Source organism: Marinifilum sp. JC120 (genome assembly GCA_004923195.1).
Classification (GTDB): Bacteria; Desulfobacterota; Desulfovibrionia; order Desulfovibrionales; family Desulfovibrionaceae; genus Maridesulfovibrio.
On sequence record RDSB01000018.1, the window covers coordinates 53,501 to 67,233 of the forward strand.

Sequence of the window (13,733 nt, forward strand, 5' to 3'; positions counted from 1 at the left end):
TTTTAGGATTCTACGGCAGGATACCCTTCATCATCTTTTTTGGAAAGCTGATCGGTTTCATCTTCCATTGCTGAATCCGTTACCCCCTCTTCATCCGCAACATGATCAGCCTCTTCAAAATCATTTGTGGACTCTATGGATTCGGACAATTCCCGCACTCGATCTTCAGACTGCTCACTTTTCACGCCCTGAACATTTCCGAAATGATCTGCAACAACTTCATTACGCACTTTGGTTACGCTGAACGGCTCACCTTTGCTGACCAGCACAGCCACCCGATGCATGAAATCACGGATTGCGGCTGCCTGATCACGCTGATCACTCGAAGCATTTTTGCTGCGTTCGCCGATTTCGCGTAACCCGTTAACCATAAGCCGTGATTCAGGATTCTCCTTGAGCATGAAAAGAGCGGCCAACATGGATGCATCCATTTCACCCAGGCCGTCCACAATGGCTGCGTATATCTGGTACTCCTCACTGATTTCATCATTGATTACCGCCTCTACAACTTTGATCAATGCTTCATCGCTGCCCTTTTCCCCTTTACGGCTGAAAATAAGCAGCCACAGGGAACGAAGCTCAGCTTCAAAGCCGGAATCAAGAATATTTTCAGCGGACAGACTGCCTTCCATGAATCGTTTGAACAGTTCCCGGCAGGCCATGTTTATGCGCTCTTCTTCAGCCTGCACCTCGGCCCTCTCACGTAGCTCTCCATCAGCCGCCAACATTTCCGAAAGTTCACGGCGCATATCATCATCTTTCAAATCTTCCAGCTCCGCTTCAAGCTGCTCTTCGTCCATATTGCGCAATGAATAAAATTCCTGCTTCATGTGCTGATTCCGGGCCAGCGGCTCAAACATTTCGTAAAGACGTTCAAAGTGACCTTCGCCCAATTGATCCTTCCAGCTTCCACACATAATCAGCGCGGTTATAGGGTCCTTCAGGCCTATTGTTTCCAAGGCACCGGCATACATGGCCTGTTTGACCGTAATCAAACGGAGTTGCAAAAAGTCGGGATTACTTCCCCGGTAAAGCCGCAGGATTGCCCCTTCCAGCAGCCTTTCCCCATGCATGAGTGAAGCTGCGTCGGGACTAAGATTAACCGCCTTAAGCACGGAATCAATGGTCTCGGCGGCTGTGCGCTCTTTCCAGTTCTGGTATTCCTGACTCTGGTGACGAGCCACTGCATCCACTGCAGTCTTGCGCCGGGATTCCAGAATATCCATAAAGCGGGTCCGGCATTCTTCATCGGGCAGCGCATCACGCAACCTGCCGCCCTCTTCGGCAAAATAATCATTAACTTCAAACACTGCGGACTGGGCATCCCCTGCACGCAGCTCCATCAGCCCGGAATCAGGGTCGGCAAGTATCTCCTGCAACCCGGATTCAAAACGGTTGTAAGCATCCAACACCCGTAAATCGCGCTCCTCTTCTTCCCGGTCACGGGCACGCTGGAGCAATGCTGGATCAATATTCTCCCGTAAACTTAACATTTCCAGCTCCGGGCTGACCCCTCGCTCTTTTTCAGTCCCGAACAAACCGTCTGCGGACTGACCCTTTAAAAAATTTCCACCTTTTTCACTTGCTACTTTCATTGTTACTTTCTCCTATTATTGATTAATTTAATTGATAAAAAACCATTTACAAGAATTGAAAATAACAACAGGGGCGGACCTGAGTCAGTTGACTCAGGTCCGCCCCTGTAAAAAATACAAGACGGACGACCTGTAAAATACAGGCCGCCCGTCTTGGCAATCTTAAGAATCTCAATATTCTATCCGGGTACATCCACTACCCGGACGAACTTTGGGAGGTTTTAAACCCTTTCAGGAAAAGGGTCAAAATCGGCAGCGGTAAACATCCCGAACCGCTGCCGATCTTTAGTAATTTATTAGGATAACGCCCTTAAAATAAATTCATATTTATTTTAAGAAAAAATCAAATTTATAAATTTGATGGACGCTACAGTTAGATACCGCACTTAGCCATGTAGTCGATCAGGTCGGCCAGACGGCAGGAGTAACCCCATTCGTTATCATACCATGCGTAAACCTTGGCAAGGTTGCCGCCCTGTACAACTGTGAAGTCTGCTTCGACGATACCGGAACGGGGATCGGCGAGGAAGTCGGAAGAAACAAGAGGCTCTTCAGAGTAACCCATGATTCCGTTGAGTTCGCCTTCAGCAGCGGCTTTCAGAGTAGCCTTGAGTTCTTCGGTTGTGGTGTCCTTCTTGAGCACTGCAACGAAGTCAACAAGGGATACGGTAGGTGTTGGTACACGCACGGAGTAACCTTCGAAACGGCCGGCCATTTCGGGGATTACCAGAGCAACAGCTTTAGCCGCACCGGTGGAGGTGGGGATCATGTTGCAAGCGGCAGCGCGAGCACGACGCAGATCCTTATGGGGCTGGTCGAGAATACGCTGGTCGTTGGTGTATGCGTGAACAGTGGTCATCACACCTTTATCAATACCGAACTTCTCGTGCATGGTCTTAACGATAGGCGCGAGGCAGTTGGTGGTGCAGGAAGCATTGGAGATAATGTGGTGTTTCGCGGGATCGTAATCCTTGTGGTTAACACCCATAACAACGGTGATATCTTCTTCCTTTGCAGGAGCGGAGATAACAACCTTCTTTGCGCCGCCTTCAAGATGCTGCGCAGCGGTAGGTCCGGTTCTGAAAATACCAGTACACTCGATAACGACATCAACACCGCACTCACCCCAGGGGATGCGGCGAGGATCACGTTCCGCGAAGTTTTTGATGGTGTAGTCAGAACCGATGTACATGGTGGTTCCTTCTACTTTTACTTCTGCGGGAAATTTACCGTAGTTGGTGTCACGTGCGAAAAGAGCGGAGTTTGTTTCAATATCGAAAAGGTCGTTGATAGCAACAACTTCAACAGTGTCGCGATGTCTTTCCCAGATGGTCTTAAGAACCTGACGGCCGATACGGCCGAAACCGTTAATACCTACTTTTACTTTACTCATTATAAATTCCTTATATTCAAACGTCTTATAAATCGTCGACGCGGTAGATGTAATCGTTTGCCAGTTCGCTTGCACGCTTCAGTGCGCTATACATGCGGGCATTTTCAAGAGCGAGACCGGAGAGGTCTGCAACGCACTTGAGGAAATCCAGTTCCTCTTCAGAAAATTCGCGAAGCTCAGCGGAGTATACGCGCAGAACACCGATAACTTTTTCACCACGTGCGGTAAGGGGAAGAACGACCAGAGAGCAAAGACCTTCCTTGACTGCTTCTTCAGGATACTGAAAGCGGTCATCCTTTCTTACATCGGGAATGGATACGATCTTGCCTTCAAGAACTTCCTGGTCCAGACGGCTTTTGGAAACCTCAACAGGACCTTTCTTTTCGTACCGTTCGCTCAATCCGTAGGATGCATCTGCTTTCAGAGTTTCACCCTTGCGATCGAGAAGTCTGATAAAACAACCTTTCAGTTCCATTTCAGTTGCCACTTTTTCGGCAATACTGTGCAGAACATTTTCCGGTTCCAGACTGGAGTTAACAGCTCTGGTGATTTCAAAAATTGCTTTGTAGAGTCTGGTTACACCCATTTCTCTTACCTGCCTTGTTTATGTTTAACCGAAAGGGCCGCAAATTAAAGCGGACCTGCGTATCAAGTTCTGGGTTAAATTCTTTCTAACAGATTTGAAAACCTTTTGCATGCAAAAAATGACCACTTTCTAACATTTCTATGTTTTTTATTCCTAAATGTTTTTCGTTTATGAAAATTTTATTCACTTTTGCTATGCATAACTATACACCAATTATTTATAAACTAAATAAAATTAAACACCCTGAAAGCATTGCAGATTAGCAATTTCTCATCAAGTACGATTAGAAAATTTATTCAATAAAAAAACTGATCCGGGATTACGAGGAACTGGATTGAGAAGGGTTCGGTTTAGAAATATCAACAACCACCCGGAGAAGAGACAGGTTCAATAATAGCAGAATCCGCCCTGACAGCAACCACTAAAGTCACAAACAAGGCACAGCAAAGAGAAGAACTGACAATGACTCAGAATTATGAGGTTGCCTTACGCAAGGCACTGAGAAAACGGGAACGCAGAGCATCGCTCATCAACCCTTTTTTCACCGGAGAAAGCTTAAGGAATCCGCCCAGCAAGGAACGCATGAAGTCCTCGCTGCGGCTGTTTGGGTTATCAAAGATAAGATTTTGTAATGTTCCACGCTCAAGAGTTTGCAGGATAACCCGCTCAAAGCTGTCTTCAGGGTGGATAACCCGCTGTTCGCGTTTATCCATCTGCAAAGCCCCTGTGGGACATTTGAGGGCACAAACTCCGCAGCCAAGACAAATTTCCTTGTTGATCTGCGCATATCGACGTGACTTATCTGATCCGGGAACAGCTTCTTTATAAATAGTAATGGCGTCGACAGGACAAGCCCGGGCACACTTGCTACAACCGTTGCAGTCGGCAAGCTCAATCTCGGCAATGAAGGTAGAAGAAACCACAATGCCCGGATAGCCGGAAGACTTAATTCCGTTCATCAGGTTGCAGCAGCACCCGCAGCAGTGGCATAAAAATCCGGCATTCTCACGAACATTGTCGGTGGTCAGGGTAAAGCCCATTTCCCGTGAGCGGACCATTATATCGTCCATTTCAGAACGGGATATCTCACGAGCAAAGTCGTTACGGATCAGAAAGTCGGCGGCCTCGCCCATGGAAGTACATGTTTCCAGATCAATACCACATCTCTGCTTGCCAAGGTGCATTTTTTCATGGCGGCAGGAACAGAGGCTGACCGCAAACCGGTCCTGCTGTTCCACTAGAGCGGAAGCTTTTTCGTAATCGAGCACTTCCACATGGTCCACATTGCGGATGGTCCCCTCATGAGGTAATGCACGCATGATGGAAATCTGCTCGTTGTTGCCGAAATTGGCTTCAAAAAAGGACTTGTCCCCGAACATATAATTATTGAACAGCTCAGCCCATTTGGCAGAATCAAGTTCACCCTTGGTGCGCATCATGGTGAATTCGAAAAAACCGATCACAAAAGGACTGATCATATAAAGATAGCGGTCCTTTTCCCAAAGATCGCAGACCAGCCCTTTATGGCACATGGATTCTAGCATGGGACGCAGCGCATTTTCGCTCATTCCGGTCAGCTTTGAAATTCGCTCAATTGAAGAGGGGCGGTAAGGCATACGCACAATAAGCTCCGCTTCCGCAAGAGAATAAAGAGCAATGAGCATTTCACGCATGGAATCGGACCACGGCATACGCACAGTGGTTCCGTCCACTTTCCCACCCAGCTGACGGTAAATATCTTTTCCGATGATGTGTCCCATAAAAATTTGATCTACATTTGCTAAAAAGCATTAGCAAGAAATGAATTAACTAACACCATATCCAAGTTCTTTAATAGACTTGGTCATCTCCTCGTGAGAAATCCTTTCCCCTCTGTTCAGTTCTTCTAATCCTTGCTGAACAGCTTCTTTGAAATAGTCTCTACCATCCAGAACTTCTTTTAAAATCCCAAGCCCCTTGCGCAACTGTGCAATATCCTTGGGCCCGCTCAAAGAAAGCCTGATATTGGCTGGAACGGGACCACCGCCCACAGCAAATTTCTCAGCTCCGAAAATATTTAATCCGGCTTCACGGGCGCGAGACTCAACCATATACCCCTTCCATGGTTCGGGTAGGGATAGCCAAAGGAAAAAACCTGACGGATTCGCCCCCAAACCCATTCCATCAAGCAGATCCTTTACCGCTTCAAAACGACGACGCGCAGCCTGACGCTTGAGCTTGACGGTTATATCCGCTGTTCCATCCTGAATCCATTGCGAAATAAGCTCCACGTTAAGCGGCGGAGTCATCCAAACAGAATTGAGAATCGCGTGAGCCAATTGCTTGAATCTCTCACCCTGCGCGACCATGAAAGCCACCCGCAAACCAACGGCAATGGATTTGGAAAGTCCGGCAATGAAAACACTCCGTTCCGGGGCAAAAGATGTAACCGGAGGCAGATCACTTTCCACAGTCAGTGCGTAAGCATCATCTTCTATGATGGTCAGGTCGTGGTTACAAGCGATCATGGCAATCTGCTCCCGCCGCTCATAAGACATGCACGCGGAAGTGGGATTCTGCACCCCGGGCATGATCGATACGCCATTGATCTTTTCCCGGCGACAAATTGTATCCAGCTGTTCAGGAATCATACCTTGATCGTCCATGGGAACAGGAACCAGGCGGATACCGAGCATATTGGCAAGAGTCTTCATACCCGGATAGATCAGAGTATCGGTAGCAATGCGGTCCCCGGCCCGGAACAAACTGCTCAGGCAACAAGTCAAAGCATGCTGCGCACCGGAGCAGACCAGTACATCCCCCGCCGAAGCATCCAACCTATACCGCTTGGCCCACTGCGCCCCCACTTCGCGATGCTCCGGTAGCCCCTGCGGATCAGTATAGCGCAGAAAAGCATTAAGATTGCGGCGGCGAGTAAGTTTCTTCATGCCATCTTGAATGTCCGGGTCCAGATCATAGAAGGTATTGACCATGCCCAGTTCAATCATGCCCGGTGCGTGCGGCTCGAAGGTGACCATTGATGATGAGGTGATCGCATCAGAAGCGATAAAAGTTCCGCGACCAACGGTCCCGCAGACAAGCCCCCGTTTTTCGGCCTCGGCGTAGCCTCTGGTCACTGTGCTCACGTTCATCTTCAGATCATCAGCAAGATCACGGTGGGTGGGTAGCCTGTCTCCGGGATTAAGTTTCCCGGCATAAACATCACGCTCAATGGCATCGGCCAGAAGCTTGAACTTTGGACGCGCACTTTCTTCCAACTCAGGTATCCATTTTGTCATGCAGACAATGTTTCATTTGACTACATACAATGTCAAGCATATGAATACAATTAAGCAGCAAAAAGCACACAATCATCATTAAACTGCTAGTTATCAACCACGTCCAGTGGTCCCCTTGTCAAGCGTTGTCCGGACAACGCTCAATCAACACACAATCCCCAATCAGCCATACAAAACGGCGAAGCCTATTAAAAGGTTTTGAAAGGGGTGGGGTCTGGGGAGGGGAAAACTTTTGCAAAAGTTTTCCCCTCCCCAGCCGCCGGAGGCATCACCATGCAAGAAAATTTCTGGGCTTTCCTCATATTTGTCATTGTCATGACCGGAACCCCCGGACCGGGCAACATCGCATCCATGGCTCTTGGTCAGGCAGTTGGCTTCAAACGCTCCATCCCGTTCCTATCAGGCTTGGTAATCGGCGGCATGACCATGGATCTGCTAGCCGCCATGGGGCTGGCCCAATTGTTCATGACCTATCCGCAAGTGTCAGCAGTTCTCAAAATTGGCGGACTGATCTACATCCTCTACCTTGCATGGAAGGTGCTGAACATGCACGCCAATGCATCCGGTCAGCCAAAAGCATTTAAATTTGCAGAAGGTCTGGCCCTGCATCCTCTGAACCCGAAACACTACGCCATGACCGTTTCAGCATTCGCCCAGTTTGTTGACCCGACCGCAAACCAATTCACGGAAATCATGATCTTTGTAGCCACTTTCACCTGTAGCGCGGCCCTCTTTCATTCTTTGTGGTGCTTTGCAGGCGAATCATTCATGAAAATGCTGCGCTCCCCGGCAGTACGCCATACAGTAAATATTTCCATGGTGGTACTCATGGTGGGTGCCACGGCCTATGCCCTTTACAAATAAGATGCCTCCGGCGGCCCTACCGGGGCTCTTAAACCCTTTTGTTAAGGCGTTGCCACATGGGACGATAAATTGCTATCGAGTAAATCGTCTTAAAAGTAAATTCACAGTGAGGATAAAATATTATGAGTATAAAAATCGGATGGATCGGAACAGGCGTCATGGGCGGCTCTATGTGCATGCACCTGATCAAAGCAGGCAACGAGGCATACGTCTACAACCGCACCAAATCCAAGGCCGACCAACTGGTAGCTGAAGGCGCAAAATGGTGTGATTCCCCGGCAGAAGTTGCCAAGCAGGCAGACATTATCTTCACCATTGTCGGCTATCCCATTGACGTGGAACAGACCATTCTCGGTGAAAACGGAGTACTGGCAAATGCCGACGCTGGAAAAATTATCGTGGACATGACCACTTCCGAACCCGCCCTTGCCCAGCGCATTGCCGAAGAAGCAACCGCAAAAGGCGTAGGCACACTTGATGCCCCTGTTTCCGGCGGCGACCTCGGTGCACGCAATGCCACACTGGCAATTATGGTCGGTGGTGAGCAAAAAACTTTCGATGAAGTAAACCCACTCTTTGAAATCATGGGCAGCAACATTAAACTCATGGGCAAAGCAGGTGCAGGCCAGCACACAAAAATGTGTAACCAGATCCTCATCGCCGGAACCATGATCGGAACCGTGGAATCCCTGCTCTATGCTTACAAAGCGGGCATGGATCTCAATGAAGTAATTGATGTGATCGGCTCCGGTGCGGCCGGATCATGGTCCATAAACAATCTTGGTCGCCGTATTGCGGATGATGATTTCAACCCGGGATTCTTCATCAAACACTTCGTCAAAGATATGGGCATCGCCCTTGATGAGGCCAAGCGTATGAACCTCTCCCTGCCCGGACTGGCACTGGTCAACCAGTTCTATATCTCAGCCATGGCACTTGGTTATGATGAACTTGGTACTCAGGCTTTGTACAAGGTTTTGGAAAAGATGAATGGGAAGTAAGAAAGAATTTGACGCGCTTAGCGCAAACAATTTGCACTTTAATCTACAAATAATTGTTGACTTAATTTAACGATCTACGTAGAAGATTTTCTCCGGCGCCGAGGTAGCTCAGTCGGTAGAGCAGGGGACTGAAAATCCCCGTGTCGGCAGTTCAATTCTGTCCCTCGGCACCACTTGATTAGAATAGCCGTTACAACCAAGTTGTAACGGCTTTTTCTTTTATTCTGGATAATTCAAACTATCCGAACCAATCCCATCCAGCACTTCAGCATAATACTTTGCGGCTTCCTGTTTGGCCTGCGCCAAATCCATAAGCGTGTAATTTCCGCATTCCACAGCGGAAGCACCGGGAACATCGCCTTCAAAATCAGCTGCGAATTTGAACAATTCCTGAATCAGCCTCACCACATCCTTTGAATCATACCTGCCGTTCAGCAGCAGATAGAATCCGGTCAAACAACCCATCGGACCGAAGTACACAACCTTCTCACCATACTCCGCGTGGTTACGCAAAAACGTTGCCCCGATATGCTCCAGTGTATGCGCCGCTGCCGGATCAAGGACAGATTCGTTATTGGGTTCTTTTAATCGCAAATCAAAAGTGGTGATATTCTCAGCCCCAATTTCATCACGACGGGAAACATAAATTCCACGCTTAAGCAGTGTATGGTCTATTTTAAAGCTCTCAATCCTATTCATGTGTAATCTCTCAAACAAAGCAGTGAAGCTTACTAAAAGTTTTAGGAGAGTCCAGAGAACCCTTTTCAAAAGGGTTCTCTGGTCCCCGAAGGGCCGCCGGAGGCAAAATCTTTTCATCAAAAAACGCGATAGCGCATCAAATATTATCAAGCATAGACAAAACCATGCTCACTGAATTAGCGGCAGCCTTCTCCATGCTGGATTCGTAAACCGCACTACTTCCGTCCTCGTGAACCTTGTCTGAAATGGACCTGATCAGGATAAAAGGCACGTTGAACAAAAATCCGGTCTGAGCAATAGCTGCTCCTTCCATTTCCACGGCCATTACATCGGGAAACTTCTGCTCAATCTGCAAAATCTGTTGAGGGGTATGGATAAAAGAATCCCCGGAAAGAACCGGCCCCTGATGTACGCTGATGGTATCCTCGTTGATCCATGCCTTCTGCGCCAATCCGAGCAAAAGCTTATCCGCCTGATATGCAGCGGGCATCTGCGGAATCTGGCCCATTTCGTAATCGAATGCAGTGGCGTCGGCATCGTAATGGCGCACTTCCGATGAAACCACGATATCGCCGATATTGATGTTACCGGGAAATGCCCCGGCCACCCCGGTATTAATCAGGTAGTCGGGCTTAAATTTATCCAGCAGCAGAGTAGTCCCCACCGCAGCGTTAACTTTACCGATTCCGCACAAAAAAAGAGCCACATCCACCCCATTAATTTTTCCGGTATGGTATGTGAACTGCCCGAAATTTTCTGCCTTCGGCTCATCCAGTTTGTTGACCAGCAATGCAAGTTCTTCTTCCATTGCCGCGATAATTCCTATCTTCAAAACATTTTTCCTTTTATCTGTTCCGACAGATCTCACTGCCGTGTTCTTGCTTGAAAGATATACGCGGGCCGTGTAATTAGTAAAATTAATAGTTCTACTTTTTTTAATTACTAAAACTTACTGTGAAGGCAAAAAAAATGCTTCCCGATCTGAACAGACTAAAAGTCTTCTTCCACATATTTAATGAGCAAAGCAGCACCAGGGCAGCAAAGCAACTACACATCACCCAGTCCGGGGTCAGCCAGCATCTAAAAAAATTGGAAGATGAGCTCCAGACAGAACTGTTCACACGAGTCAACCGCAGACTTGTGCCCACTGCTGCCGGAAAACAGCTGTATAAAATAGTACAAGGATTCATGTCTGAGCTGGAACAGGGAGTCCGCCATATCAATGATGGCTTGGATACTCCCTCCGGCCCGCTACGCATCGGCGCGCCTATAGAGTTCGGGAAAATTTACTTACCGCCAGTATTCGGCTCATTCCGGCGCAAATATCCGGGAGTGACCATGCAATTAGACCTGGACGAACCCAAGGTACTCTTCTCCAAGGTAGCCAATGGCGAACTTGATTTCGCCTACATCGACATCCTGCCCTTTTTCATGGACACACCGGGCGGGACTTCGGCCTACTCCATAAAGCCCGTAGTACGTGAAGAATTCGTGCTGGCCTGCTCAAAAAAATATTACCGGGCGCGAATAAACGGAACAAATTACGATCAGTTAAAAAAGCTGGATTTTATCGGCTACAAAGATGATATCGCCCTGTTCCGCAGTTGGTTCAAACTACATTTTGAACGCGAACCGCAACAATTAAACCTTGTATTCATTGCTGACAGCTCCGAGGCCATTGTTTCAGCCATTAAAGCAGGGATTGGAGCGGGAATTACGGTCAGTCATCTGATGAACAGAGAAATCAATGCGGGTGAGATCATTGCTATCCGCCCAGGCAAAGAAAAACTACAGAATACAATCTCTTGCGTTCAATTCAAGGACAAACAGTCGACGATTACAGAAAGAGCATTTCAGGAACACTTACGGATGGAACTAAATAAGAATTATGCGAAATTGGAGTTGAGGTAGGAAAAACGAAAAAGCCCTCATGATAAATCATGAGGGCTATTCTATGCACTTAGTGGTGCCGAGGGACAGAATTGAACTGCCGACACGGGGATTTTCAGTCCCCTGCTCTACCGACTGAGCTACCTCGGCGCCGCTGAGGAGAGATTACTAACTAAACAAGACACGCTTGGCAAGCATTTTTTTATTTTTTCTCAACTTTTTTTAAATTAAGCTTCTCAAGCGCTTCATCAGAGACCAGTTCGCAAATTCTGCGACCATATTCAGCTTTAAGCTTTTCCATGTATTCCGGATCAGTCTTACCCTTCCATGTGCTTACTTCTCGGTAACGCTTGGGAATACTGATCTTCTCAGGGTCGTAGCCGGTGGAAAACCGTACTTTCCAACGCATGGCCCGGACCCTTTCTCCGATAAGATCCATATTATCAGCTATTTCTCCGTAACCTACGGACTTCAAGCACTCGGCAAGGATCTCATCCTTGTAAACTCCACGCCCGAACAAACAGGCGACCATTGAAGTGAGGAATGCCCGACCGGTTTCATCGCTGATCAGGAAATCGCAAACCTCACCAGCATCCTTACGATCATTTTTCTGATCCCATGAATACCCGCCTGAATCCAGATGAGAATGACGGAAACCCAGCCCTTCAGCTACATAAAAAGCTTCCCCGGTAGCATATCCGGCCATTTCCTGCCCCAGAACACAGGCAAAATCCTCGCCTCCGTACTTTGCGGCCGCCACAAGTGAACCTTTGCCCAGTGCGGCATAGAAATCGTTTTCCGCACTGCCGAGGTATTGCACTGCTTTTTTGTAGTTTTCCGCATCACCGAAAGCAAGCGGCACAAGAGTTTCAGCTTCACTGACCAGACCTTTTTCAAAAGCCTCGGTGGCCCATGCAAGAGCAACCCCGCCGGACATAACATCCAGACCGGCCTTTTCCACCTCGTCCATTATGCCCAGTACCTGAAAGGCGTCAGTAACACCAAGCATGGACCCGGTAGCGAAAATGGGCTCGTAATCGTAAGCCACCTGACGGTAGAGATATTGGTTATCCTCCATGAATTTCTCACGCACGAAGCCGATATGGATACAACCAACCGGACACCCGGCACAGGCCGCGTTGCGCAGCAGGGTGTCGTCAGCAAATTTCTTTCCGGTAATTCCGGTTATTGCTTCATCCTTGGTCGCTTGTAAATTTCTCCACGGCAATGATTCCAATTCATTAAGCGCATCAAGGTTAGCCGCAGTCCCGAGGTTGTGATACTTGCTCATCATATCGGTGGCGGTCATCTTCTCGTAAACCTGCTTATAGATCTTGGAATATTCCTTACTTTCCGGCAAAGCGAATGAGCCGTCTCCCTGAATCACAATCCCCTTGAGATTCTTGGCACCCATAACCGCTCCGGACCCCAAACGCCCAAAATGGCGATAAGTGTCGGCATTGATGCAGGCCATGCCCGAAAGGTTCTCCCCGGCAGGACCGATGCGCAGAATGGATCTGTGCCCGGAACCGGGATACATGGAACGCAAAATCTTTCCGGTACTGAAAACATCCTTCCCGGCCAAAAACTGAACGTCTTTCACTTCCAGATGTTTCATACCGAGAGAGAGACAGGATAAACGCGGCGCACGCCCGGCGATAACCAAAGCATCATAATCCGCAAAACGGATGGCCAAAGCAGAACGGCCCCCGGCATGGCTCTCGGCAAACTGGTCGTGATAGGGAGATTTAAATGAACAGACAGTCTTGCTCATCAAAGGAAACAGCCCGGTCAAAGGGCCGATGGAAAAAATAAGCGGCTGGTCCGGGTCATCCCACGGACGATCCGCATGCCCGTATTTTTCAAAAAGCAGAGCACCCAAGCCGCTGCCCCCGGCAAATTCATTGCGCCCGTCGACCTTGACCACATTTCCTTTGCCGCTACCCAGATCAACAACAAGGACTCTGAAGTAATCACGTATCATTATGAGTCCCTCCTCTGGTCTGATTCGACCATCTCAAGACATTCATGGGGACAGTATTCAACACACCTGCCGCAATGGATGCACACGTACGGGCGATCCTTAAGATCCAGATAAATTGCATCCACCGGACAGGCCTCAGCACATTTGCCGCAACGGATACAGATATCCTTTTTGTGAATAACCCCACCACCTTTCTTGCGGGCCCGCATGGCCCCGGTGGGGCAGGCCTCGGCACAGGGTGCCGGGGAGCAGGCCAGACAAACTTTGGCTACAAATCCGGTGGAAAGACCGCCGGAAGAGGCAATCCTGATCCCTGCGGTATTCCATGAGAGCAGCTTATGCACCAGACGTGCACAGGCAAAGGAGCAGGAATGGCATCCTATGCAACGTTCCATACGTGAAGCAGTCAATGTTTTCATATGGTCTCCCAAATTAGATAAATA

At 48.5% G+C, this 13,733-nt stretch carries 12 protein-coding genes and 2 tRNA genes; 4 read left to right on the top strand and 10 right to left on the bottom strand.

Features of this window, described 5'->3' with window-relative positions; translation table 11 throughout:
* Positions 1–2: 2 nt before the first annotated feature.
* The 5 genes from D0S45_16160 to D0S45_16180 form a co-directional block, all read right to left on the bottom strand.
* Complete coding sequence (locus D0S45_16160) at positions 3–1,595, bottom strand: hypothetical protein (GenBank protein ID TIH13057.1); 1,593 nt, start codon at positions 1,593–1,595, stop codon at positions 3–5.
* A 373-nt stretch (positions 1,596–1,968) separates the two neighbouring features.
* Positions 1,969–2,988: a type I glyceraldehyde-3-phosphate dehydrogenase gene (gene gap / locus D0S45_16165; GenBank protein ID TIH13058.1), complete on the bottom strand. Its 1,020-nt coding sequence runs from the start codon at positions 2,986–2,988 to the stop codon at positions 1,969–1,971.
* A gap of 25 nt (positions 2,989–3,013) precedes the next feature.
* The gene (locus tag D0S45_16170) at positions 3,014–3,574 is read right to left on the bottom strand and encodes a GAF domain-containing protein (GenBank protein ID TIH13059.1); all 561 of its coding nucleotides are present in this window, start codon (positions 3,572–3,574) and stop codon (positions 3,014–3,016) included.
* A gap of 473 nt (positions 3,575–4,047) precedes the next feature.
* A complete protein-coding gene (locus D0S45_16175; protein TIH13060.1) occupies positions 4,048–5,334 on the bottom strand; it encodes a 4Fe-4S dicluster domain-containing protein in 1,287 nt (428 codons plus the stop codon).
* A gap of 45 nt (positions 5,335–5,379) precedes the next feature.
* A complete protein-coding gene (locus tag D0S45_16180; protein TIH13061.1) occupies positions 5,380–6,852 on the bottom strand; it encodes a PLP-dependent aminotransferase family protein in 1,473 nt (490 codons plus the stop codon).
* 273 nt (positions 6,853–7,125) lie between these two features.
* On the opposite strand from D0S45_16180, the gene D0S45_16185 reads away from it, so the two are divergent.
* The 3 genes from D0S45_16185 to D0S45_16195 all read left to right on the top strand — a co-directional run bounded on the left by D0S45_16185 (position 7,126) and on the right by D0S45_16195 (position 8,890).
* On the top strand, positions 7,126–7,716 hold the full coding sequence (locus tag D0S45_16185; protein ID TIH13062.1) for a LysE family translocator: 591 nt from the start codon (positions 7,126–7,128) through the stop codon (positions 7,714–7,716).
* A 122-nt stretch (positions 7,717–7,838) separates the two neighbouring features.
* Entirely contained in the window at positions 7,839–8,717 is an 879-nt protein-coding gene (locus D0S45_16190) for an NAD(P)-dependent oxidoreductase (protein TIH13063.1), read from the top strand.
* 97 nt (positions 8,718–8,814) lie between these two features.
* Positions 8,815–8,890, top strand: a tRNA-Phe gene (locus D0S45_16195).
* 46 nt (positions 8,891–8,936) lie between these two features.
* Here D0S45_16195 and D0S45_16200 read toward each other — a convergent pair.
* Together D0S45_16200 and D0S45_16205 are read right to left on the bottom strand one after the other, a co-directional pair.
* Positions 8,937–9,416: an S-ribosylhomocysteine lyase gene (locus tag D0S45_16200; protein TIH13064.1), complete on the bottom strand. Its 480-nt coding sequence runs from the start codon at positions 9,414–9,416 to the stop codon at positions 8,937–8,939.
* 136 nt (positions 9,417–9,552) lie between these two features.
* On the bottom strand, positions 9,553–10,248 hold the full coding sequence (locus D0S45_16205) for a 5'-methylthioadenosine/adenosylhomocysteine nucleosidase (protein ID TIH13065.1): 696 nt from the start codon (positions 10,246–10,248) through the stop codon (positions 9,553–9,555).
* Between the two features lie 137 nt (positions 10,249–10,385).
* Here D0S45_16205 and D0S45_16210 point away from each other — a divergent pair, with 137 nt between their 5' ends.
* Positions 10,386–11,327 (top strand): LysR family transcriptional regulator, encoded by a 942-nt coding sequence (locus tag D0S45_16210; protein TIH13066.1) that lies wholly within the window; start codon positions 10,386–10,388, stop codon positions 11,325–11,327.
* Between the two features lie 53 nt (positions 11,328–11,380).
* Here the strand turns inward: D0S45_16210 and D0S45_16215 are convergent.
* From D0S45_16215 to D0S45_16225, 3 genes are all read right to left on the bottom strand, one after another.
* Positions 11,381–11,456 (bottom strand) — tRNA-Phe (locus tag D0S45_16215).
* A 52-nt stretch (positions 11,457–11,508) separates the two neighbouring features.
* Positions 11,509–13,290: an aldehyde ferredoxin oxidoreductase gene (locus D0S45_16220; GenBank protein TIH13067.1), complete on the bottom strand. Its 1,782-nt coding sequence runs from the start codon at positions 13,288–13,290 to the stop codon at positions 11,509–11,511.
* Entirely contained in the window at positions 13,290–13,709 is a 420-nt protein-coding gene (locus tag D0S45_16225) for a 4Fe-4S dicluster domain-containing protein (protein TIH13068.1), read from the bottom strand. Before D0S45_16225 ends, D0S45_16220 begins: the two co-directional genes overlap by 1 nt.
* Between the last annotated feature and the right edge of the window lie 24 nt (positions 13,710–13,733).